The sequence below is a fragment of the Streptomyces sp. NPDC002868 genome (assembly GCF_055563295.1).
The window spans coordinates 787,050-806,419 of sequence record NZ_JBVHDR010000002.1 but is presented as its reverse complement, the minus strand read 5'-3'; the positions used below and the strand labels follow the sequence as shown (position 1 = coordinate 806,419).

The 19,370-nt window shown below is 70.3% G+C and carries 22 protein-coding genes; 15 read left to right on the top strand and 7 right to left on the bottom strand.

Features of this window, described 5'->3' with window-relative positions:
- The first annotated feature begins 7 nt into the window (after positions 1–7).
- From ACZ3H8_RS09580 to ACZ3H8_RS09570, 3 genes are all read left to right on the top strand, one after another.
- Positions 8–1,234 carry an alpha/beta fold hydrolase gene (locus ACZ3H8_RS09580; RefSeq protein WP_467399492.1) on the top strand — a complete coding sequence of 409 codons (1,227 nt, stop codon included), beginning with the start codon at positions 8–10 and terminating at the stop codon, positions 1,232–1,234.
- The gene (gene tsaE, locus ACZ3H8_RS09575) at positions 1,206–1,754 is read left to right on the top strand and encodes a tRNA (adenosine(37)-N6)-threonylcarbamoyltransferase complex ATPase subunit type 1 TsaE (protein ID WP_467399490.1); all 549 of its coding nucleotides are present in this window, start codon (positions 1,206–1,208) and stop codon (positions 1,752–1,754) included. Before ACZ3H8_RS09580 ends, tsaE begins: the two co-directional genes overlap by 29 nt.
- A gap of 184 nt (positions 1,755–1,938) precedes the next feature.
- Positions 1,939–2,121 carry a hypothetical protein gene (locus ACZ3H8_RS09570; protein ID WP_467399488.1) on the top strand — a complete coding sequence of 61 codons (183 nt, stop codon included), beginning with the start codon at positions 1,939–1,941 and terminating at the stop codon, positions 2,119–2,121.
- A gap of 59 nt (positions 2,122–2,180) precedes the next feature.
- Here ACZ3H8_RS09570 and ACZ3H8_RS09565 read toward each other — a convergent pair whose 3' ends face one another.
- Positions 2,181–2,735, bottom strand: a complete 555-nt coding sequence (locus ACZ3H8_RS09565; protein WP_467399485.1) for a L,D-transpeptidase — start codon at positions 2,733–2,735, stop codon at positions 2,181–2,183.
- Between the two features lie 101 nt (positions 2,736–2,836).
- Here ACZ3H8_RS09565 and tsaB point away from each other — a divergent pair, with 101 nt between their 5' ends.
- The 7 genes from tsaB (at position 2,837) to ACZ3H8_RS09530 (ending at position 7,893) form a co-directional block, all read left to right on the top strand.
- Positions 2,837–3,490: a tRNA (adenosine(37)-N6)-threonylcarbamoyltransferase complex dimerization subunit type 1 TsaB gene (tsaB, locus tag ACZ3H8_RS09560; RefSeq protein ID WP_467399483.1), complete on the top strand. Its 654-nt coding sequence runs from the start codon at positions 2,837–2,839 to the stop codon at positions 3,488–3,490.
- Positions 3,491–3,531: 41 nt separating this feature from the next.
- Positions 3,532–3,984: a ribosomal protein S18-alanine N-acetyltransferase gene (gene rimI, locus ACZ3H8_RS09555; protein ID WP_307665857.1), complete on the top strand. Its 453-nt coding sequence runs from the start codon at positions 3,532–3,534 to the stop codon at positions 3,982–3,984.
- Between the two features lie 3 nt (positions 3,985–3,987).
- Positions 3,988–5,085, top strand: coding sequence for a tRNA (adenosine(37)-N6)-threonylcarbamoyltransferase complex transferase subunit TsaD (gene tsaD / locus ACZ3H8_RS09550; RefSeq protein ID WP_467399480.1), 1,098 nt, complete (start codon positions 3,988–3,990; stop codon positions 5,083–5,085).
- The gene (locus ACZ3H8_RS09545) at positions 5,082–5,348 is read left to right on the top strand and encodes a hypothetical protein (protein ID WP_467399478.1); all 267 of its coding nucleotides are present in this window, start codon (positions 5,082–5,084) and stop codon (positions 5,346–5,348) included. Before tsaD ends, ACZ3H8_RS09545 begins: the two co-directional genes overlap by 4 nt.
- A 150-nt stretch (positions 5,349–5,498) precedes the next feature.
- Entirely contained in the window at positions 5,499–5,855 is a 357-nt protein-coding gene (locus tag ACZ3H8_RS09540; RefSeq protein ID WP_467399475.1) for a YciI family protein, read from the top strand.
- Between the two features lie 66 nt (positions 5,856–5,921).
- On the top strand, positions 5,922–7,151 hold the full coding sequence (locus tag ACZ3H8_RS09535; protein ID WP_467399988.1) for an RNA polymerase sigma factor: 1,230 nt from the start codon (positions 5,922–5,924) through the stop codon (positions 7,149–7,151).
- A 67-nt stretch (positions 7,152–7,218) separates the two neighbouring features.
- Positions 7,219–7,893, top strand: coding sequence for a hypothetical protein (locus ACZ3H8_RS09530; protein ID WP_467399472.1), 675 nt, complete (start codon positions 7,219–7,221; stop codon positions 7,891–7,893).
- A 223-nt stretch (positions 7,894–8,116) separates the two neighbouring features.
- Here the strand turns inward: ACZ3H8_RS09530 and ACZ3H8_RS09525 are convergent, their stop codons facing one another.
- On the bottom strand, positions 8,117–9,304 hold the full coding sequence (locus tag ACZ3H8_RS09525) for a THUMP-like domain-containing protein (RefSeq protein WP_467399985.1): 1,188 nt from the start codon (positions 9,302–9,304) through the stop codon (positions 8,117–8,119).
- Between the two features lie 82 nt (positions 9,305–9,386).
- On the opposite strand from ACZ3H8_RS09525, the gene ACZ3H8_RS09520 reads away from it, so the two are divergent.
- From ACZ3H8_RS09520 to groL, 4 genes are all read left to right on the top strand, one after another.
- Positions 9,387–10,307 carry a polysaccharide deacetylase family protein gene (locus ACZ3H8_RS09520; RefSeq protein ID WP_467399469.1) on the top strand — a complete coding sequence of 307 codons (921 nt, stop codon included), beginning with the start codon at positions 9,387–9,389 and terminating at the stop codon, positions 10,305–10,307.
- A complete protein-coding gene (locus tag ACZ3H8_RS09515) occupies positions 10,304–10,945 on the top strand; it encodes a polysaccharide deacetylase family protein (RefSeq protein ID WP_467399467.1) in 642 nt (213 codons plus the stop codon). The genes ACZ3H8_RS09520 and ACZ3H8_RS09515 overlap by 4 nt, the downstream gene beginning before the upstream one ends.
- Positions 10,946–11,207: 262 nt before the next feature.
- Entirely contained in the window at positions 11,208–11,516 is a 309-nt protein-coding gene (gene groES, locus ACZ3H8_RS09510; protein WP_003948573.1) for a co-chaperone GroES, read from the top strand.
- Positions 11,517–11,646: 130 nt separating this feature from the next.
- Positions 11,647–13,275, top strand: a complete 1,629-nt coding sequence (groL, locus tag ACZ3H8_RS09505; RefSeq protein ID WP_467399464.1) for a chaperonin GroEL — start codon at positions 11,647–11,649, stop codon at positions 13,273–13,275.
- Positions 13,276–13,353: 78 nt separating this feature from the next.
- Here groL and ACZ3H8_RS09500 read toward each other — a convergent pair whose 3' ends face one another.
- From ACZ3H8_RS09500 to ACZ3H8_RS09480, 5 genes are all read right to left on the bottom strand, one after another.
- Positions 13,354–14,052: an ester cyclase gene (locus ACZ3H8_RS09500; RefSeq protein WP_467399461.1), complete on the bottom strand. Its 699-nt coding sequence runs from the start codon at positions 14,050–14,052 to the stop codon at positions 13,354–13,356.
- Positions 14,053–14,127: 75 nt separating this feature from the next.
- On the bottom strand, positions 14,128–15,111 hold the full coding sequence (locus ACZ3H8_RS09495; RefSeq protein ID WP_467399982.1) for a hydroxyacid dehydrogenase: 984 nt from the start codon (positions 15,109–15,111) through the stop codon (positions 14,128–14,130).
- A 158-nt stretch (positions 15,112–15,269) separates the two neighbouring features.
- Entirely contained in the window at positions 15,270–16,043 is a 774-nt protein-coding gene (locus tag ACZ3H8_RS09490; RefSeq protein WP_467399459.1) for an SDR family NAD(P)-dependent oxidoreductase, read from the bottom strand.
- Between the two features lie 10 nt (positions 16,044–16,053).
- Positions 16,054–17,604, bottom strand: coding sequence for a multicopper oxidase family protein (locus ACZ3H8_RS09485; RefSeq protein ID WP_467399456.1), 1,551 nt, complete (start codon positions 17,602–17,604; stop codon positions 16,054–16,056).
- Between the two features lie 107 nt (positions 17,605–17,711).
- Entirely contained in the window at positions 17,712–18,380 is a 669-nt protein-coding gene (locus ACZ3H8_RS09480) for an MOSC domain-containing protein (RefSeq protein WP_467399454.1), read from the bottom strand.
- An 80-nt stretch (positions 18,381–18,460) separates the two neighbouring features.
- Here ACZ3H8_RS09480 and ACZ3H8_RS09475 point away from each other — a divergent pair, with 80 nt between their 5' ends.
- Positions 18,461–19,351, top strand: coding sequence for a LysR family transcriptional regulator (locus ACZ3H8_RS09475; RefSeq protein WP_467399450.1), 891 nt, complete (start codon positions 18,461–18,463; stop codon positions 19,349–19,351).
- The last annotated feature ends 19 nt before the right edge of the window (positions 19,352–19,370 follow it).

The following is a 19,370-nucleotide window of genomic DNA, read 5'->3' as shown; positions in this document are numbered from 1 at the left end:
CGGCACGGTGAGCGAGACCAGCACGGGGCCCGTAGTGGCCGCCGCGGCGACGGCTGCCACGACGGGCAACTGGCGCCGGGCGGGCATCGCAGGCGCCGCGATAGGTGTGATCGCCGCCGGCGCGGCCGCGGGCGTCGCGCTCGAACGCCTCACGGTCGGCCGAGGCATGCGCAAGAAGGCGCGGCTCGCGCTGGACGCGTCGGGGCCGTACGGCTCGCTGCGCGGCCTGCCGGGCAAGGCGATCGCCGACGACGGCACCGAGCTCTACTACGAGGCCGATGAGGTGGACCCGGAAGCGGGTGCCCCGCGCCGCCGCAGGCTCTTCGGCCGCAAGGCGCCCGCCCCGGTCACCGTCGTCTTCAGCCATGGCTACTGCCTGAGCCAGGACTCCTGGCACTTCCAGCGCGCGGCTCTGCGCGGCCTGGTGCGCACCGTGTACTGGGACCAGCGCAGCCACGGCCGGTCGGCCAGGGGAGCGGCCCAGTCGGGCGAGGACGGTGTGCCGGTCGCCATCGACCAGCTGGGCCGCGACCTCAAGGCGGTGATCGACGCGGCCGCGCCCGAGGGCCCGCTGGTGCTGGTCGGGCACTCCATGGGCGGGATGACGGTGATGGCGCTCGCCGACCATTTCCCCGAGCTGGTACGGGAGCGGGTTTCCGGAGTCGCCTTCATCGGCACCTCGGCCGGCAAGCTCGGCGAGGTCAACTACGGCCTGCCGGTCGCGGGCGTGAACGCGGTGCGCCGGGTGCTCCCGGGCGTGCTCAAGGCGCTCGGCTCGCAGGCCGAACTGGTCGAGCGGGGCCGCCGCGCCACCGCCGACCTCTTCGCAGGCCTCATCAAGCGGTACTCGTTCTCGTCCAGGGACGTGGACCCGGCGGTGGCCCGGTTCGCGGAGCGGATGATCGAGGGCACGCCGATCGATGTGGTCGCGGAGTTCTACCCGGCGTTCGTGGAGCACGACAAGGCCGAGGCGCTCGAGATCTTCCGCGAGGTGCCGGTGCTCGTCCTGGCGGGTGACAAGGATCTGGTGACGCCGAGCTCGCACAGCGAGGCGATCGCGGACCTGCTGCCGGACTCGGAGCTGGTGATCGTGCCGGACGGCGGGCATCTGGTGATGCTGGAGCACCCGGAGGTCGTCACGGACCGGCTGGCCGACCTGCTGGCCCGGGTCGGCGCGGTACCGGCACCGGCTAACGTTGGCCCGTATGGAAGCACCGCACAGCCCGGCGGCTGAGAGCGCCACCAACTCCACCAGCGCCCCCCGCCCCACCAGCGCCGCCCGTCTACCCGTCGAGTCCCCCGAGCAGATGCAGGAGTTGGGTCGCCGGCTCGCGAAGCTGCTGCGCGCCGGCGACCTGGTGATGCTCACCGGCGAGCTCGGCGCGGGCAAGACGACGTTGACCCGCGGCCTGGGCGAGGGCCTCGGAGTCCGCGGCGCCGTCACATCCCCGACCTTCGTCATCGCCCGCGTTCACCCCTCGCTGACCGGCGGCCCTGCCCTGGTGCATGTGGACGCGTACCGGCTGGGCGGCGGCCTCGACGAGATGGAGGACCTCGATCTCGATGTCTCGCTGCCGGAATCGGTGGTGGTCGTGGAGTGGGGCGTCGGCAAGGTCGAGGACCTCTCGGACGACCGGCTGCAAGTGCTGATCCACCGGATGGTCGGTGACACGGACGACGACCGCCGCGAGGTCACCCTGACGGGCTTCGGCGCGCGCTGGGCAATGGTCGACCTGGCGGCCCTGGGGGCCTGAGCCGTACAGCACCGGCGTATGCAGGACTCCACCGGCGTATGTATGCCGTTGTATGCCGTCAGTGTGTACGTTCCGACAAGACGTCGGCAAAATGTTGCGCAGGCCGTGCCGGGCGTGGTCACATGGTATCGGGCAGGTTAGGTCTGCCTAACCATGACTGCCCCCGGAGCCCCAGGAGGCGTCCATGTCGGCATCCGAGCGCGAATCCCAGTCACGGCAGCAGCCGGCGCGGCCGCAGGCGCTGACGCCGTCGGCCCTGTCGATGCGCGATCTTCTGGCGTCGTGCGCGGCGGCCAGCGCGGTCTCCACTCCGCCCCGTGAGGAACCGCTCCCCGAGGAGCGTGAAACCCGGCGCGACGCCGCGTAGTCCGTACGAGCTACTGGCTACGAGCCACGAGCCACGAGCTACGAGCCACGGGCCACGGGCTACGGGACGACGACGACCTTCGAGCCGATCGACGCGAACTCCCACATGGCGTCGCCGTCCGCCCGCTTCATCCGTACGCCGCCGGTCTTCTTGTCCGGGTCCGGGCTCGCCATCGACCCGTTCACCGCCGCGCTGAAGCCGATCGCCACATCGTCGACGCTCGCGAACCGCACCACATGCTCGATCGGCACCCCGTCCGACCCGGGGACGGTGCCGGACCGCGAGGTCACCGCGTACACACCGGGCGGCGGGCTGACCGTCGACGGCATGACCTCGAAGGTCCGCGTCAGCTTCCCGTTCTCGCCCACCAGCCACACGCGCCGCTCGGACAGCGAGTACACGACGCGCACGCCGACGCCCGACTTCGCGGGCAGCTGGAGAGGGTTCTTGGAATTGTGCTTGGGGCTGCCGGAGGCATGCGCGGACGGCACCGGGGTCTTGGGCTTGCCGAGCTGGTCGGGGGCGCTCGCCGACGCCTGGTAGGCGAGGTATCCGACGACGGCCAGAGCGGCCGCCGTGAGCCCGGCCACGAGTCCCGAGCTGCTCCGTGCCACCGTGCCCACCTTTCGAAAGTACGTATCCGTGGTGACGGTAGCAGCAGCCGCTTCCCTGGACGCGGCACCGTGCCCGGGCGCCGGAGCCGTAGGCTGTTTGCGTGCTCTTGCTCGCCGTTGATACCGCCACGCCCGCCGTTACCGCCGCCCTCCACGACGGCAATTCCGTCGTCGCCGAGTCCAGTCGCGTCGACGCCCGCCGGCACGGGGAACTGCTGCTGCCCGCCGTCGACCGCGTCCTGGCCGAGGCCGGGGTGAAGCTCGACGCCGTCACCGCCGTGGTGGCCGGCGTCGGCCCCGGTCCGTACACCGGGCTGCGCGTCGGACTGGTCACGGCCTCGACCTTCGGCTCGGCGCTGGGCGTTCCGGTGTACGGGCTGTGCACGCTGGACGGGCTGGCGTACGCCTCCGGTCTGGAGGAGCCGTTCGTGGTGGCGACGGACGCGCGCCGCAAAGAGGTGTACTGGGCGCGGTACGAATCCGCCCGCGGTCGCGTGAGCGAGCCCGCCGTCGACCGGCCCGCCGACATCGCCGAGCAGGTCGCGGGTCTGCCCGCGGTCGGCGCCGGTGCGCTGCTCTACCCCGAGACGTTCCCGGATGCCCGCGGGCCCGAGCATGTCTCGGCCGGTGCGCTGGCCGCGCTGGCCGCCGAGAAGCTGGCAGCCGGGGATGACTTCCTGCCGCCGCTGCCGCTGTATCTGCGCCGGCCGGACGCCCAGGTGCCGAAGAACTACAAGGTGGTCACGCCGAAGTGACCGACCGACCCACCGACCGACCCACCGCTGTGCTGCGTGAGATGCGCTGGTGGGACCTGGAGCATGTGCTTGCGCTCGAGCACGCGCTGTTCCCGGAGGACGCCTGGTCGGCCGGGATGTTCTGGTCCGAGCTCGCCCATGCGCGCGGCCCGCGGGCCACCCGCCGCTATGTGGTGGCCGAGGCGGAAGGGAAGATCGTCGGATACGCGGGCCTCGCGGCGGCCGGCGGCCTCGGAGACGTACAGACGATCGCCGTCGCCCGCGACCAGTGGGGCACGGGACTCGGCTCCCGGCTCCTGACCGACCTGCTGCAGCACGCCACCGCCTTCGAGTGCGACGAGGTGCTCCTCGAAGTGCGCGTGGACAACACCAGGGCCCAGAAGCTGTACGAGCGCTTCGGTTTCGAGCCCATAGGATTCCGCCGCGGCTACTACCAGCCGGGCAATGTCGACGCCCTCGTCATGCGGCTCCACGTACAAGGAACAGAGACTTAACTGATGGCTGACGAACCGCTCGTACTGGGCATCGAGACCTCCTGCGACGAGACCGGCGTCGGCGTCGTCCGCGGTACGACCCTGCTCGCGGACGCCGTCGCGTCCAGCGTGGACACGCACGCCCGGTTCGGCGGCGTGGTGCCCGAGATCGCGTCACGCGCGCATCTGGAGGCGATGGTTCCGACCATCGAGCGCGCCCTGAAGGACGCGGGCGTCTCGGCGCGCGACCTGGACGGCATCGCGGTGACGGCGGGGCCGGGCCTCGCGGGGGCGCTGCTGGTCGGGGTCTCGGCGGCGAAGGCGTACGCGTACGCACTGGGCAAGCCGCTGTACGGGGTGAACCATCTGGCCTCGCACATCTGCGTCGACCAGCTGGAGCACGGACCGCTGCCCGAGCCGACGATGGCGCTGCTGGTGAGCGGTGGCCACTCGTCCCTGCTGCTCGCGCCCGACATCACATCCGACGTACGGCCGATGGGCGCGACGATCGACGACGCGGCGGGCGAGGCCTTCGACAAGATCGCGCGGGTCCTTGACCTGGGCTTCCCGGGCGGTCCGGTGATCGACCGGCTGGCGAAGGAGGGCGACCCGGCGGCGATCGCGTTCCCGCGCGGCCTCACCGGCTCGCGCGACCCGGCGTACGACTTCTCCTTCTCGGGGCTCAAGACCTCGGTGGCCCGCTGGATCGAGGCCAAGCGGGCGGCGGGCGAGGAGGTGCCCGTACGGGATGTGGCGGCGTCGTTCCAGGAGGCGGTCGTCGATGTGCTGACCCGCAAGGCGGTGCGCGCCTGCCAGGACCAGGGCGTCGACCACCTGATGATCGGCGGCGGCGTTGCCGCCAACTCGCGGCTGCGGGCGCTGGCCCAGGAGCGCTGCGAACGGGTGGGGATCCGGCTGCGGGTGCCGCGGCCGGGGCTGTGCACGGACAACGGCGCGATGGTGGCGGCGCTGGGGGCGGAGATGGTGGCGCGCAACCGGCCCGCCTCCGACTGGGAGCTGTCCGCGGACTCGTCGCTTCCGGTGACGGATCCGCATGTCCCGGGGTACGCCCACGACCACGATCATGTGCACGAGACCAGCAAGGACAACCTCTACTCATGACGGTCGCGCTGATGTGGGAGGCCCGGGCCGTGCAGGGGCGGGGCGCGGAGCTGCTCGAATGGGCGCGGGCCCAGGAGCTGGCCCGTGAGCCGGTGCGCCGCGAGACGTTCCGGGCACCCGGGGACCGGGTGCTGGTGATCACCTGGTGGGAGGGCTCCGACGTGGGCGCAGAGCTGCCCGAAATCCCGGAGCCGGACGCCGAGTTGATCACACGGGCGGTGCACCGCTGGCGCTTCGAGTCGCTGGAGACCCTGCCGTCCTGAGCCGTCCCGGGCCGTCCGGTGGCCGCTCCGGCAATCTCTGAGAAGAATTCTCCGAAGAATCTGCCGACGGATGTCGATCCGGCCGTCTCCCGTTCGACGGACGGGTGAGAGGCGGGGAACGGCCCCGCCCTCAAGACCCGAGGAGTCACCATGCCGCGCTACCTGTCGTTGGTCCGTATCGACGAGCAGAACGCCCCCGCCGAGGGCCCCAGCCCCGAGCTCATGGAGCGCATGGGCGCGCTGCTCGATGAGGTCACCAAGGCCGGGGTCATGCTGGACACCGCCGGGCTCACCCCGACCTCCGAGGGCACCCGGGTCACCTGGTCCGGCGGGAAGCTGAGCTACACGGACGGGCCCTTCACCGAGAGCAAGGAAGTCATCGGCGGCTACGCCATCATGCAGTGCAAGGACAAGGCCGAGGCCCTGGAGTGGACCAAGCGCTTCCTGCAGGTCCACGAGGATTTCTGGACCGTCACCGCCGAGGTTCGCGAGATCGCCGAGGGTTGATCCGGCCGCGCTTGCCCCGTCTCGATGCGGCTGCTCTGATGGGTGGCTGTGACGGCAGCAAGCGCGATGGAAACGGTCGAAGCGGTATTCAGGATCGAGTCCGCGCGGATCATCGCCGGCGTCACCCGCATCGTTCGGGACGTGGGCATCGCCGAGGAGATCGCGCAGGACGCTTTGGTCGCCGCGCTGGAGCAGTGGCCGGAGTCGGGTGTCCCGGACAAGCCGGGTGCCTGGCTCATGGCCACCGCCAAGCACCGCGCGATCGATCTCGTACGCCGCAAGGAGACCTACGCCCGCAAGCTGGCGGAGGTCGGGCGAACTCTGGAGGACGTACCGCCGCCCGAGCCGGCCGACGCCGAGGACATCGATGACGACCTGCTGCGACTGATCTTCACCGCCTGCCATCCGGTGCTCTCCACCGAGGCGCGGATCGCGCTCACACTGCGCCTGCTCGGCGGTCTGACGACCGAGGAGATCGCCCGCGCCTTCCTGGCCACGGAGCCGACCGTCGCCCAGCGCATCGTCCGCGCCAAACGCGCCCTCGCAAAGGCGGGCGTCCCCTTCGAAGTGCCGTACGGCTCCGAGCGCGCAGCGCGCCTGGACTCCGTACTGGAAGTCATCTACCTCGTCTTCAACGAGGGCTACTCCGCGACCGCAGGCGACGACTGGCAGCGCCCGGCCCTCTGCGAGGACGCCCTACGGCTTGCCCGGGTGCTGGCCGGCCTGATGCCCAAGGAGCCCGAAGTCCACGGCCTGGTCGCACTGTTGGAGATCCAGGCATCCCGCACGGCCGCGCGCACCGGCCCGGGCGGCGAGCCCGTGCTGCTCGCCGACCAGAACCGCTCCCGCTGGAACCAACTGCTGATCCGCCGCGGATTCACGGCGCTCGGCCGCGCGAACGCGGTGGCGGCCGGGGCCCCCGGGCCGTACGCACTCCAGGCCGCGATCGCCGCCTGCCACGCCAAGGCGGTGCGCTACGAGGAGACGGACTGGTCCGCGATCGCCGCCCTGTACGGGCAACTCGCGGCCCTCACCCCGTCCCCCGTCGTGGAGTTGAACCGCGCGGTCGCGGTCTCGATGGCCGAAGGCCCGGCGGCGGGCCTGGAGTTGGTGGACGCGTTGGCGGAGGAACCCGCGCTGAAGGAGTACCACTTGCTGCCGAGCGTGCGCGGGGATCTGCTGGCGCGGCTGGGCCGACGGGCTGAAGCGCGGGTGGAGTTCGAACGGGCGGCGTCCCTGACCCGTAACGCACGGGAGAGGGAGTTGCTGCTGGCGCGGGCGGAGGAGCGCGGCTGACCGCGGCTGATCATCCCTCCGGTACGGTCGGGGCGTCCCCGGTCCGCCGCGCCCGAGAAGGAACCGCATGCCCAGCCGTACGTTGCCGCCGCCTCCGCCGCCCGTCGAGATGCGGGCCTGGCCCGACCGTGAGGCTTTGCTCGCCGACCGGGCGCGGGCGATGGGCGAGTTGATCCGGCTGAGCATCGGGGTGCCACGACTGCTGCTGCTGTGGCTGACCGTGGCGGGCTTCGCGGTGGGGTGGAGCCTGATCGGCGCCGCGCTGGCGGCATTCGAGGAGAGCATCGACCCGCTCAGCTACCTCTTCGGCGGGATCTTCGCGTGTATCGGTGCCGCGTGCGTGATCCCGACCGTGTTCGTGATCGGGTTCGGCATCCGTCGCGACAAGCTGGTGCGTGAACGGCTCGGCCAGTGGTCGTCGTTGGAGCGTGACCCCCTGCGCGACGCCCACTTGCGGTCGCCGGCGCAGAGCCTGTTCTGGTTCATACCGTCGTTTCTGCTGGGCGCGCTGGGGCTGTGGATGTGCTTCGCGATTCCGGCGACGGCGAAGCCCGGGCGGGAGACGTATGCGGACGTCGCTCTGATGATGGGGCTGGGCTTCATCCTCTGGCTGACGGGCCTGATCGGTGTCGCGAAGGCGGTGAGCCACTACCGGTGGGCGGTGCGGCTGCTGGGCGCCGCGGGCTCGCCGACTGGGGCGCGTCAGGCGCACGCCGGGAGCCGGGGCCGGGCACACCGCTGAGCTCCGATGCTGTCAGTGCAGGGACCGGACTTCGTCGCTCGGAAGGTCCAAGGCCAGGCACGCAGCGAGCGAAGGCCGGTCGTCGCAGGGCGTGAATGCCGCTGCGCGGCGCGGCCGGGGCGGTGCCCTCGAAGAGCTCGCGTGCCACGTCTGCCTGACTCTCGGCCTGCCGCATACGCCGCAGCGCGCGGTACCTCGGCTTACGAGCGCGCGGTACCTCGGCTTACGCAGGCCGCCCGATCAGCATGGTCGGCGCCCCCGCCACCCTCGTCAGAAACACCGTCGCCGCGTTCGGCCCCTGCGGCTTCACCCTGCGGCGCAGCTCTTCCGGCTCCACCGCCGAGCCGCGCTTCTTCACCGTCAGTACGCCGACCCCGCGCTCCCGCAGCAGCGCCTTCAACCTCTTCAGACTGAAGGGGAGTTCATCGGTGATCTCATACGCCGTCGCGTACGGCGTCGCCCGCAGCTCGTCCGCCGTGATGTACGCGATCGTCTCGTCGATCAGCCCGCCGTCCAGCTGCTCGGCGACCTCGGCGACCAGATGCGCGCGGATGACCGCGCCGTCGGGCTCGTAAAGGAAGCGGCCCACCTTGCGCACCGCCGGGTCGGGCAGGCCAGTGCCGGTGAGCGAGCGCGGGCCCGGCAGCAGCGTGGCGCCGACCGTGCCCGGGCGCGTACCGAACCAGAACACCGCCTCCTTCACGTCGCCGCCGTCCGAGATCCACTCCGCCTCGGCGTCCTCGGGGACGGCCTCGTGCGGGATGCCGGGTGCGATCTTGAGCGCGGCGTGCGGGCGGGTGCGGGCCGCGCCGATCGCCCAGGACAGGGGCGGGGAGTACGCCTCCGGGTCGAAGATGCGGCCCCGGCCGCCCCGCCGGGCCGGGTCCACGAACACCGCGTCGTACGCGGCCGTGTCGACCTCCGTGACATCCGCGCAGCGGACCTCGATCCGCTCCGCCAGTCCCAGCGCGTCGGCGTTCGAACGTGCTACTTCGGCCGTCAGCGGGTCCCGGTCCACCGCAAGCACCCGGATCCCGGCCCGGGCGAGTGCGATCGCGTCGCCGCCGATCCCGCTGCACAGGTCCGCCACGCTGCGTACGCCGAGTCCCGCGAAGCGCTCGGCGCGGTACGAGGCGACGGAGCGGCGGGTTGCCTGCTCGACGCCGTTCGGCGTGAAGAACATCCGCCGCGCGTCCTCGGCGCCGAACTTCGCGACCGCCCGCTGCCGCAGCCGCGCCTGCCCCAGTGCCGCCGACACCAGTGCGGTCGGGTGCTCGCGGCGCAGCCGGGTGGCCGTGGCCAGCTCCTGCGCCGGGTCGTAGGCGTCCAGGGAGTCCAGCAGCGCCCGCCCCTCATCGGTGAGCAGTGCGGCGAAGGAGGCGAGGGGATCCAGGTCGTTCACCCGGCCCATTGTGGGCCAGGCGGGGGATGGTGCGCCCGCGGTGGCGGTGTCGGCCGGGCCGTACGGATCCGTGCTGACAGGATCCGGCGACATGCAGCTAGTAAGACAAAATGAGAAAAATCGTGCGCGGCGGAGCCGTGCAGTCCTGGCCGTGCTCCTCGTCGCCGCCCTCGGCTCCGCCTGTGCGGCCGAGCCCCCGAAACCTGCCGCCGGCGCGAACGCCGCCCGGGGCAAGGCGAAGCGGCCCGGCCCGGCCGGTGCGCTCTCCGCGTATGTGGAGAAGGTCAAGCGCACCCAGGCCGAACGGGCCGCCGCCGCCAAGAAGTGGGGTCTGGCCAACATCCCGCTCGCCGCGCCCCAGCCCCCCGCCACCAAACCGAAGATCACCACCCGCAAGGGCTTCGAGGTCGAGGACGGTGAGTCCTTGCCACCCGTCTTCACGACCGTGCCGGTCAAGGAGAAGATCGTCTTCCTGACGATCGACGACGGTTCGGAGAAGGACCCCGCCCTGCTCCAGATGATGAGCGAGCTCCAGATCCCGTACAGCGCCTTCCTCAGCGACTACGTGATCAACGACAACTACGGCTACTTCGAGCAGATGCAGGACCGCGGCGTCTCGCTGCACAACCACACCCTCAACCACCGCTATATGCCCGGCCTTTCGTACGACGAGCAGGAGCACGAGATCTGCGACCAGCAGACCAAGCTCGAGAAGCGGTACGGCAAACGGCCGTCGCTCTTCCGCCCGCCTTACGGCAACTACAACAAGAAGACCCTGCGCGCCGCCCAGTCGTGCGGGGTGAAAGCCGTGCCCCTGTGGGCCGCCGAGGCGTTTCCCGATCACATGGAGTGGCGGGAGTGGGACCAGGATCTGCACCCCGGCGACATCATCCTCACGCACTTCCGCGGCAGCGAGGACTGGGAGGGCACCATGCCCGACATGATCCGGCGGGTCATGAAGACGGTCACCGACAGGGGCTACGCCGTGGCAAAGCTGGAGGACTACGTATGACGCAGGCGCACCGGCTGCTGGCCGGACTGCTGGCGGCCGGTGCGCTTTTCACCGCGGGGTGCGCACAGTCGGTGGACCCGATCGAGCGGCTCGGGCGCAAGGCCGCGAAGCAGGTCACGCCGGGCGTGGGCGCGCCGGGGGCCGCCCACCGGCGGTGGGGGCTGGCCCGGCCGCTGGCCGCCGCGCCGAAGCCGCCCGCACGCCGGCTCTCGGCGCCGCCCGTGGTGGACCGGGTGCCCACCCGCGACAAGGTCGTCTTCCTCACCTTCGACGAGCGCGCGGCGCGCGATCCGCGGTTCGTACGGATGGCGGGCGAGCTGAAGTTACCGGTCAGCGTGTTCCGCACGGCCCGGCATCCGGACCTGCGCATGCTCTCGTACGAGGGACAGCGCGCCGAGATCTGCGGACACCATGAGGTCCGCCTCTTCCGCCCGCCGCGCGGCGCGTACAACGAGGACACGCTGCGGGCGGCGGCCGACTGCGGGGTCCGCGCGGTGGTCCTGGGGCGGGAGTACACGGAGGGCGAACAGTTGCGGCCCGGTGAGATCGTGAGGGCGGATGCCCGAACGGCAGCACGGCTGCTGCGCCGTATCGAGAAGCAGGGATACGCGGTGGCGCGCCTGGAGGACTACATCTGAGCCCTCGTGCCGGGGGGCGTGGGCCTGCGGAACCAATGGGTCGGGGGCGACGTTCTCCGTACCGGGATCAGTGCGGCGCGCGCCGTTGATTGGCACTCCGCTTGACCGAGTGCTAATCGCAGTCATAGTCTCGGGTCTGGCACTCCCCACTGGAGAGTGCCAACACAGCGACGGGCAGGTCCGGCACCCGCGACGACGGATCCACCTGGTCGCCACCTCAGACAGTTAGCCCCGTGAGATCTCCGAAGGGGGAGGTCGGATCGTGACGACCGCCAGCTCCAAGGTTGCCATCAAGCCGCTCGAGGACCGCATTGTGGTCCAGCCGCTCGACGCCGAGCAGACCACGGCCTCTGGCCTGGTCATCCCGGACACCGCGAAGGAGAAGCCCCAGGAGGGCGTCGTCCTCGCTGTGGGCCCGGGTCGCTTCGAGAACGGCGAGCGTCTGCCGCTCGACGTCAAGACCGGCGACGTCGTGCTGTACAGCAAGTACGGCGGCACCGAAGTCAAGTACAACGGCGAGGAGTACCTCGTCCTCTCGGCTCGCGACGTACTCGCGATCATCGAGAAGTAGGTCGGGGGTCTGGGGGTCGCCCCCCAGAGGACTCCGCACCCGAAGTTGTTTGATCTGCGCCCCTGGCCCCCGCACTGATGTAGCCGGGAGGTCAGGGGCGCAGTTCGTTTGAGAGGACAGAGAAGCTCCCATGGCGAAGATCCTGAAGTTCGACGAGGACGCCCGTCGCGCCCTCGAGCGCGGCGTCAACAAGCTTGCCGACACGGTCAAGGTGACGATCGGCCCCCGCGGCCGCAACGTCGTCATCGACAAGAAGTTCGGCGCCCCCACCATCACCAACGACGGTGTCACGATCGCCCGTGAGGTCGAGCTCGACGACCCGTACGAGAACCTCGGCGCCCAGCTGGTGAAGGAGGTGGCGACCAAGACCAACGACATCGCGGGTGACGGCACCACCACCGCCACCGTGCTGGCCCAGGCGCTGGTCCGCGAGGGCCTGCGCAACGTCGCAGCCGGCGCGTCCCCGGCCGCCCTGAAGAAGGGCATCGACGCCGCGGTCAGGGCCGTGTCCGAGGAACTCCTCGCGACCGCCCGCCCGATCGAGGACAAGGCCGACATCGCCGCCGTCGCCGCGCTCTCCGCGCAGGACCAGCAGGTCGGCCAGCTCATCGCCGAGGCGATGGACAAGGTCGGCAAGGACGGTGTCATCACCGTCGAGGAGTCCAACGCCTTCGGCCTGGAGCTCGACTTCACCGAGGGCATGGCCTTCGACAAGGGCTACCTGTCGCCGTACATGGTGAGCGACCAGGAGCGTATGGAGGCCGTCCTCGACGACCCGTACATCCTGATCCACCAGGGCAAGATCGCCTCCATCCAGGACCTGCTGCCGCTGCTGGAGAAGATCATCCAGGCGGGTGGCTCCAAGCCGCTGCTGATCATCGCCGAGGACGTCGAGGGCGAGGCCCTGTCGACCCTGGTCGTGAACAAGATCCGCGGCACCTTCAACGCGGTGGCCGTCAAGGCCCCCGGCTTCGGCGACCGCCGCAAGGCGATGCTCGGCGACATGGCCGCCCTCACGGGTGCCACCGTCATCGCCGAGGAGGTCGGCCTCAAGCTCGACCAGGCCGGTCTGGACGTGCTGGGCACCGCCCGCCGCGTGACCGTCTCCAAGGACGACACCGTCATCGTCGACGGTGGCGGCAACCACGAGGACGTCGTCGGCCGTATCAACCAGATCAAGGCCGAGATCGAGTCCACGGACTCCGACTGGGACCGCGAGAAGCTCCAGGAGCGCCTCGCGAAGCTGGCCGGCGGCGTGTGCGTGATCAAGGTCGGCGCCGCCACCGAGGTGGAGCTGAAGGAGAAGAAGCACCGTCTGGAGGACGCCATCTCCGCGACCCGCGCCGCGGTCGAGGAGGGCATCGTCTCCGGTGGTGGCTCCGCGCTCGTCCACGCCGCCAAGGTGCTCGAGGGCAACCTCGGCAAGGAGGGCGACGAGGCCACCGGTGTCGCGGTCGTCCGCCGCGCCGTCGTAGAGCCGCTGCGCTGGATCGCCGAGAACGCCGGCCTCGAGGGCTACGTCATCACCTCCAAGGTGGCGGAGCTGGACGCGGGCCAGGGCTTCAACGCCGCGACCGGCGAGTACGGCGACCTGGTGAAGGCCGGCGTCATCGACCCGGTCAAGGTCACGCGCTCCGCGCTGGAGAACGCCGCGTCCATCGCCTCGCTGCTGCTCACGACCGAGACCCTGGTCGTCGAGAAGCCGGCCGAGGAGGAGGCCGACGCGGGTCACGGCCACGGCCACGGTCACAGCCACTGACGTCGCACGACGTGTGAAGGCCCCCGGTCCCGCCGCTCGGCGGGAACGGGGGCCTTCGGCATCCGGCCGGGCGCGCTGTTACTGACCCATCGCGCCGAGCTGCCGCATCAGGCGCAGGATGTCGAAGTGCCACCAGCCTTCCTGGATCCTGCCGTCCTTGAACCGGAAGATCGTGGTGCCCGTCATGGTGCACTGCTTGCCCGTGGGCGCGATGCCCATGAACTCGCCCTGGTGGGTGCCGGTCCAGGTCCACAGCGTCACGACGTCGTCGCCCTCGCAGATCTGCCTGTCCAGGCTGAAGGTGAAGTCGAAGGCCGCGCGCCATGTGCTGACATCGCCGCGGATGACGTCGGACCCGACCGTGGTGTCTTCTTCCTTCATGATGTCGTGGTCGGCGTAGTCGGCCGCGAACACTTCGTCGATGGCGTCGAGGTTGCCCCCGGTGGCGATCTCGTGGAAGAACCGGCGAGAGGTTGCCTGGTTCAACTGTTCGTCGCGGACCACATCGAGGTCCGTGAAGGTGGGCATCCCGTCGCAGAGCGCCACCATCTCCTGGAAGATCCGGTCCGTCTCCGGCAGATGGGAGTTCTTCATGGCCTCTTCGTACGACGGAAATTCGACGATCTCGACGAAGTGCGACCCGTCGGCGCGGTCCTTGCCGATGAGGCTGTGGGTGGCGGTCCGCTTGCCTTGGGTCTGCTCGACCCACTGGTCCATGAGTCGGTCCATGTCGTCGAACCGCTCGGTCTTGCAGTCGATTATCTGTACGAATTTCATGGTGTCTCCCGGGATGGGTGGGATGCATCCATTTTAGTGAGATATGGGGCTTTTGAGCGTTCGAGGTGAATTGGCTCAGGCCGAGTGATTCAGGGCCCCGGGATGGACCGGGTCCGCGAAGGGCAGGCCCTGCGTGTAGCGCTCCAGTTCGTCGAGGGCATGGTCCGCCATCCGGTGGAGCTCATTGCCCAGCGAACCGGCGATATGCGGGGTCAGCAGGACGTTCGGCAGGGTGTACAACGGCGAGTCGGCGGCCGGGACTTCGGGGTCGGTGACATCGAGTACGGCGTGCAGCCGGCCCGAAACCAGCTCCGGCAGCAGCGCGTTCTCGTCGATCAGCGAGCCGCGCGAGGTATTGATCAGTGTCGCGCCGTCCGGCAGCAGCGCGAGCCGGCGTGCATCGATCATGTGGCGAGTGGACGCCAGCTGCGGAGCGTGGACCGTGACGATGCTGCTGAGGTGGCAGAGCTCGTCCAGCTCGGTGCGTACGACGCCCAGTTCCGCCGCTTCGGCGTCGGTGACGTACGGGTCGTACAACAGCACCTGTACGTCGAAGGGGCGCAGCAGTTCGATCACGCGACGGCCGATCCGGGACGCGCCGACGATCCCCACCGTCCGGCGGTAGTTGCCGACGCCGTCGAATTCGCACAAGTCGTGGTCGGTGCGCAGCCGCTCGTAGCGCTGGGCCGAGCGCAGGACGTGCTTGCCGGCGAAGAGGATCGCGGCCAGCGTGTACTCGGCGACGGGCAGGGCGTTGACCGCGGCGGCCGAGGACACCGTGATGCCGCGGGCCCAGCAGGCGTCGGTGATGTGGTGCTTGACGGATCCCGCGGCGTGGACGACGGCGCGCAGCCGGGGAGCGCCGGCGAGGACTTCGGCGGTGAGCGGGGGCGCGCCCCAGCAGGTCAGCAGGGCTTCGGCGGTGGCGAGCGCGGCGGCGACCGGGGGCGTCGGGGCGGCCAGGTCGTGGGCGATCAGGTGCGGGTCGGTGCGGGCGAGGGCGCTGAGGCGGTCGCGGTGACGGTCCGCGAACAGCCGCTCGGCGATGCCTGGGCCCATGGCGAGCAGAAGCGCGGGGCGCTCGGCGCCCGGCTGGGCGGGGCGCTCGCCGGGGCCGTCCGCCGGGCGACTGTCAGTGGCGCGGTCCATGGTGGAACTCGAGCTCCTCATATGTCGCTTGAGGTCACTTGACGCTGCCGGCGGTCAGGCCCGTGCCCTTACTGCGGACCGTACTTCCGGCCTGTCCTGGACGTCATCCCGCCGAGCAGCCTGCGCGGCGCCAGCTTCACCACACCCATCAGCGCCTTGTACCGCGGGTCCGGGATCGACAGCGACTTCCCACGGGCCAGGTCCGCCAGCGCCGCCGACACCAGCTTGTCCGCGTCCAGCCACATCCACCCCGGGATGTTGTCCGTCCCCATCCCGGCCCGCTGGTGGAACTCCGTGCGTACGAAACCGGGGCACAGCGCCATCAGCCGCACCCCCGACCCCGCCAGATCGCGGGCCGCTCCCTGTGTGAACTGCACGACCCACGCCTTCGAAGCGCCGTACGTCCCGCGCGGTACGAACGCTGCCACCGACGCCACATTCACCACCCCACCCCGCCCGCGTTCGCGCATCGACTCAGCGGCCGCCGAGGTGAGCCGGAGCACCGCCTCGCAGTGCACCTTCAGCATCGTCAGCTCGTCGGCCATGGACACGTCGAGGTAGCGCCCCTTGTTCCCGAACCCGGCGTTGTTGACCAGCAGATCCACCGGGCTCTTCGGGTCGGACAGCCGCTTCTCGACCGCCTCGATCCCGTCGTCCTGCGACAGATCGGCGGTCAGCACTTCCGCCTCGATGCCGTGCCGGTCGTGCAGCTCGGTGGCCTGCTCCTGCAGCCGCTTGGTGTCGCGGGCCACCAGCACCAGGTTGTGTCCCTCGGCGGCGAGCCGCCGCGCGAACGCGGCGCCGATCCCCGCGGTCGCTCCCGTAATCAGTGCAGTCGTCATAGGCGGCACGTTAGTGCCCCGTGTGTGAGTGCGGTGCACGCACCGTGCCCGCACGCTGTCCCTTCTCGACGACCACGAACTGACCCATCATCCCCAGGTCCTCGTGGTACAGCAGATGGCAGTGGTACATATACGGAGTGTCCGGGTCCGCGGGCCCGTCGAAGCGCATCGCGAGCTTGACCGTTTTGTGCGGCGGCACGAAAACCGTGTCCTTCGCGCCGCGCAGCTCCGGCGGCGGCTGCTTGCCGTCCACCTCCAGCACCCGGAACTGCACATCGTGCACATGGAAGTTGTGCGGGGTGCCGTGATCATTGCGTACGGTCCAGGTTTCGGCGGTGCCCCGGGTGACCGTCTCGTCGATCCGGTCCATCTTCATGCCCTTGCCGTTGATGCCGCTGGTCACAAGACCGAAGAACCGCCCGCGCACCGAGTCCGACCCGTCGGGGACCTCCAGCTTGCCCAGCTCCCCGGGGATGTCTGGCGAGGGCCGCAGCGCATGGGCCGCGCGCAACTCCAGTACGTCGAAGCTGTCGTCGCCACCGGCGAGCCGCCCCTGCCAGCCGCCTCCGTAACTGTCGTGCGGGAAGCTGCGCAGCACGGTCTTCTCGCCCGGCTTCATCCGCACCACGATCTCGGCCCGCTCAGCGGGCGACAGCTGGATGCGGTCCATCCGGGCCTGCTTCTCCAGCAGCCCGCCGTCCGTCCCGATCAGCGCGAACTCACGGTCGTCGGAGAATCCGAAGTCGAAGATGCGCGCGGTCGAGGCGTTGAGCAGCCGCAGCCGTACGAGCTCGTCGCCGACGACTTTGTACGGGCCGAGGGTGCCGTTGACCATCGTCCGGTCCCCGAGGAACCCGGTGTCCCGCAGGATCTTGTGCCCGTGGTCGAACTTCGCCCCGTTGAAGCGGACGTCCTGGACGATGACCGGCAGATCGTCGACGCCGTACTTCTTGGGCAGCGCCAGCCGCGCGGACTTCTCGTCGTCGAGGAAGAACATCCCGGCCAGCCCCCGCTGCACATGCTTCTCCGTCTTGCCGTGCGGATGCGGGTGGTACCAGAGGGTCGAGGCCGGCTGATTCACGGTCCAGCGCGGGGTCCAGGTTGCCCCGGGGGCGACCATCTGGTGCGGACCGCCGTCCATTTTCGCGGGCAGATGCATGCCGTGCCAGTGCACGGTGGATTCCTCGCCCAGCGCGTTCTTGATCTTCACCTCCACCTTCTCGCCGCGCTTCGCGCGCAGCGTCGGCCCGAGAAAGTCACCACCAGCCGCATCCCCCTGGGGACGACCCCCGGACCCGCGGAAGTACCAGGTGGGTGTGGGCTTCCCGGCTCGGAACTCCTTCTGGCCGGCCTGCATGGTCAGTTCGAAGAGCCGGGTCCCGTCGCGCTTCACCGTCGACTTCGCGAGCGGCGGTACAGCCAGCTCGTTGCTGAACTCCGTCGTCCCGGCCGTGGACACCTTGGCGTTCGAGTAGACGTAGAGAGCACCGCCACCGAGTGCGAGGCCTATGACGACGACGACCGTCGTGAGAATGATGAGGACGCGCTTCAGCCGAGACATACAACGAGCGTCCTGTGGGCCGCTCGTTGCGACATCGGGGACGGCCCCAGCCGTCCCCGAACCAAATCCCTTACTGTCTAAGGGATTTCCCCTCTAAGGGATTTTCCCTACGCGCCGTACTTCGCCACGTACTCCCGGGCGTCCTTGAGCTGCTCGGGGTGGAGCGCGTCGCCCGCCGCGAGCACCTGAGGCAGCAGCGTCCGCTCGGTGGTGTCCGCCCGGAACGACAGATCGACCGTCACCTCATGGTCCGGCCGGTGCACGATCTCGATCGCGTCGCCCGCGCGGATCTCGCCGGGCTCGATAACGCGCAGATACGCGCCGGGCGCGCCCTGCTGCGTAAAGCGCTTGACCCACCCTTTCTCGCCCAGCCAGCTCGCGAACGTACGACACGGAACGCGGCCGCTCGTCACCTCCAGCACCAGCTCGCCGCCGATCCGCCAGCGCTCGCCGATCCTCGCCCCGCTCACATCGAGCCCGCTCGTCGTGAGGTTCTCCCCGAACGCGCCATTGGCGAGGTGCCGGCCCAACTCCCGCTCCCAGAAGTCGAGATCCTCGCGGGCGAATGCGTACACCGCCTGGTCGGTGCCGCCGTGGTGGCGCAGATTGCAGACCGCGTCCCCGGCCACCCCGCTGGCACCTTCGCCTTTGGGGCCGGGGTCCATCACCCGTACGGCCCCGTCGGCCGGCCTTTTGTCGATGCCGGTCGCGCCGCCTGGTGCGTCGGCGTACTCGACGGTCTTGGGCCGGCCCACATTCACGGTCAGAAGCTTCATGGACAGCACGCTAACCCCCCGTTCTCAAAGGAACCACCCAATAATTATGGTTCCCCCCAAGGGTCCCTTATATTCGGAGTGTGATCGAAGCCCGTCATCTCCGAGTTCTGCGCGCCGTGGCCGCCACTGGCTCGTTCTCCGCCGCCGCGCGCAGGCTGGGCTGTACCCAGCCCGCCGTCAGCCAGCAGATGAAGGCACTGGAGACCACCGCGGGCACCCCGCTGCTGATCCGTACGGGCCGCGGAATGCGCCTGACCCAGGCGGGCGAAGCACTTGTACGCCACGCGTCGGGCATCCTCGCCGGGCTGACCGCGGCCGAGGAGGAGATCGCCGCCATCGCCGGTCTGCGGGCCGGCCGGGTCCGGCTCGTGTCGTTCCCCAGCGGCAGCTCCACGCTCGTGCCGACTGCTCTCGCTGCCCTGCGCGCGGCGCATCCGGGCACCCGGGTCTCCCTCGTCGATGCCGAGCCGCCGCGCTCGGTGGAGATGCTGCGCGAGGGCGACTGCGATGTGGCGCTGGCCTTTCGGTACGGCGCGACGGCCGCGGAGTGGGGCGACCTGATCGTCCGCCCCTTGCTCACCGACCGCCTCGTCGGGCTGGTCCCCGAGGGTCACCGGCTCGCCGATTCGGGCACGGTGACCATCGGCGATCTGGCCGACGAGCCCTGGATCGCGGGCTGCCCCCGCTGCCGACGCCAGCTGGTCGAGGTCTGCGAAGAAGCCGGGTTCACGCCCCGCATCGACTTCGCCACCGACGACTATCCGGCCGTGATCGGCCTGGTGGGAGCGGGTCTTGGCGTGGCGGTGCTGCCTGAGCTCGCGATGGAGTCGGTGCGGCCCAAGGGTGCGCGCACCGTGACCGTCGAGCCGTCCGTGCACCGCGAGATTGTGGCGCTCACGCTCCCGGACCTGGCCCAGGTCCCCGCGGTCGCGGCCACGCTCGACCAGCTGACACTGGCCGCGCGCCGCTAGGAAACCGCACCATCCCCGT

What these genes read in the sequence shown, in the direction of transcription:
- tsaE (WP_467399490.1), top strand. Translation starts at nt 1,206, where the DNA reads ATGGAAGCACCGCACAGCCCGGCGGCTGAGAGCGCCACCAACTCCACC.
- ACZ3H8_RS09570 (WP_467399488.1), top strand. Translation starts at nt 1,939, where the DNA reads ATGTCGGCATCCGAGCGCGAATCCCAGTCACGGCAGCAGCCGGCGCGG.
- rimI (WP_307665857.1), top strand. Translation starts at nt 3,532, where the DNA reads ATGCGCTGGTGGGACCTGGAGCATGTGCTTGCGCTCGAGCACGCGCTG.
- tsaD (WP_467399480.1), top strand. Translation starts at nt 3,988, where the DNA reads ATGGCTGACGAACCGCTCGTACTGGGCATCGAGACCTCCTGCGACGAG.
- ACZ3H8_RS09545 (WP_467399478.1), top strand. Translation starts at nt 5,082, where the DNA reads ATGACGGTCGCGCTGATGTGGGAGGCCCGGGCCGTGCAGGGGCGGGGC.
- ACZ3H8_RS09540 (WP_467399475.1), top strand. Translation starts at nt 5,499, where the DNA reads ATGCCGCGCTACCTGTCGTTGGTCCGTATCGACGAGCAGAACGCCCCC.
- ACZ3H8_RS09535 (WP_467399988.1), top strand. Translation starts at nt 5,922, where the DNA reads ATGGAAACGGTCGAAGCGGTATTCAGGATCGAGTCCGCGCGGATCATC.
- ACZ3H8_RS09530 (WP_467399472.1), top strand. Translation starts at nt 7,219, where the DNA reads ATGCCCAGCCGTACGTTGCCGCCGCCTCCGCCGCCCGTCGAGATGCGG.
- ACZ3H8_RS09525 (WP_467399985.1), bottom strand. Translation starts at nt 9,304, where the DNA reads ATGGGCCGGGTGAACGACCTGGATCCCCTCGCCTCCTTCGCCGCACTG.
- ACZ3H8_RS09520 (WP_467399469.1), top strand. Translation starts at nt 9,387, where the DNA reads ATGCAGCTAGTAAGACAAAATGAGAAAAATCGTGCGCGGCGGAGCCGT.
- ACZ3H8_RS09515 (WP_467399467.1), top strand. Translation starts at nt 10,304, where the DNA reads ATGACGCAGGCGCACCGGCTGCTGGCCGGACTGCTGGCGGCCGGTGCG.
- groL (WP_467399464.1), top strand. Translation starts at nt 11,647, where the DNA reads ATGGCGAAGATCCTGAAGTTCGACGAGGACGCCCGTCGCGCCCTCGAG.
- ACZ3H8_RS09500 (WP_467399461.1), bottom strand. Translation starts at nt 14,052, where the DNA reads ATGAAATTCGTACAGATAATCGACTGCAAGACCGAGCGGTTCGACGAC.
- ACZ3H8_RS09495 (WP_467399982.1), bottom strand. Translation starts at nt 15,111, where the DNA reads ATGGGCCCAGGCATCGCCGAGCGGCTGTTCGCGGACCGTCACCGCGAC.
- ACZ3H8_RS09490 (WP_467399459.1), bottom strand. Translation starts at nt 16,043, where the DNA reads ATGACGACTGCACTGATTACGGGAGCGACCGCGGGGATCGGCGCCGCG.
- ACZ3H8_RS09485 (WP_467399456.1), bottom strand. Translation starts at nt 17,604, where the DNA reads ATGTCTCGGCTGAAGCGCGTCCTCATCATTCTCACGACGGTCGTCGTC.
- ACZ3H8_RS09480 (WP_467399454.1), bottom strand. Translation starts at nt 18,380, where the DNA reads ATGAAGCTTCTGACCGTGAATGTGGGCCGGCCCAAGACCGTCGAGTAC.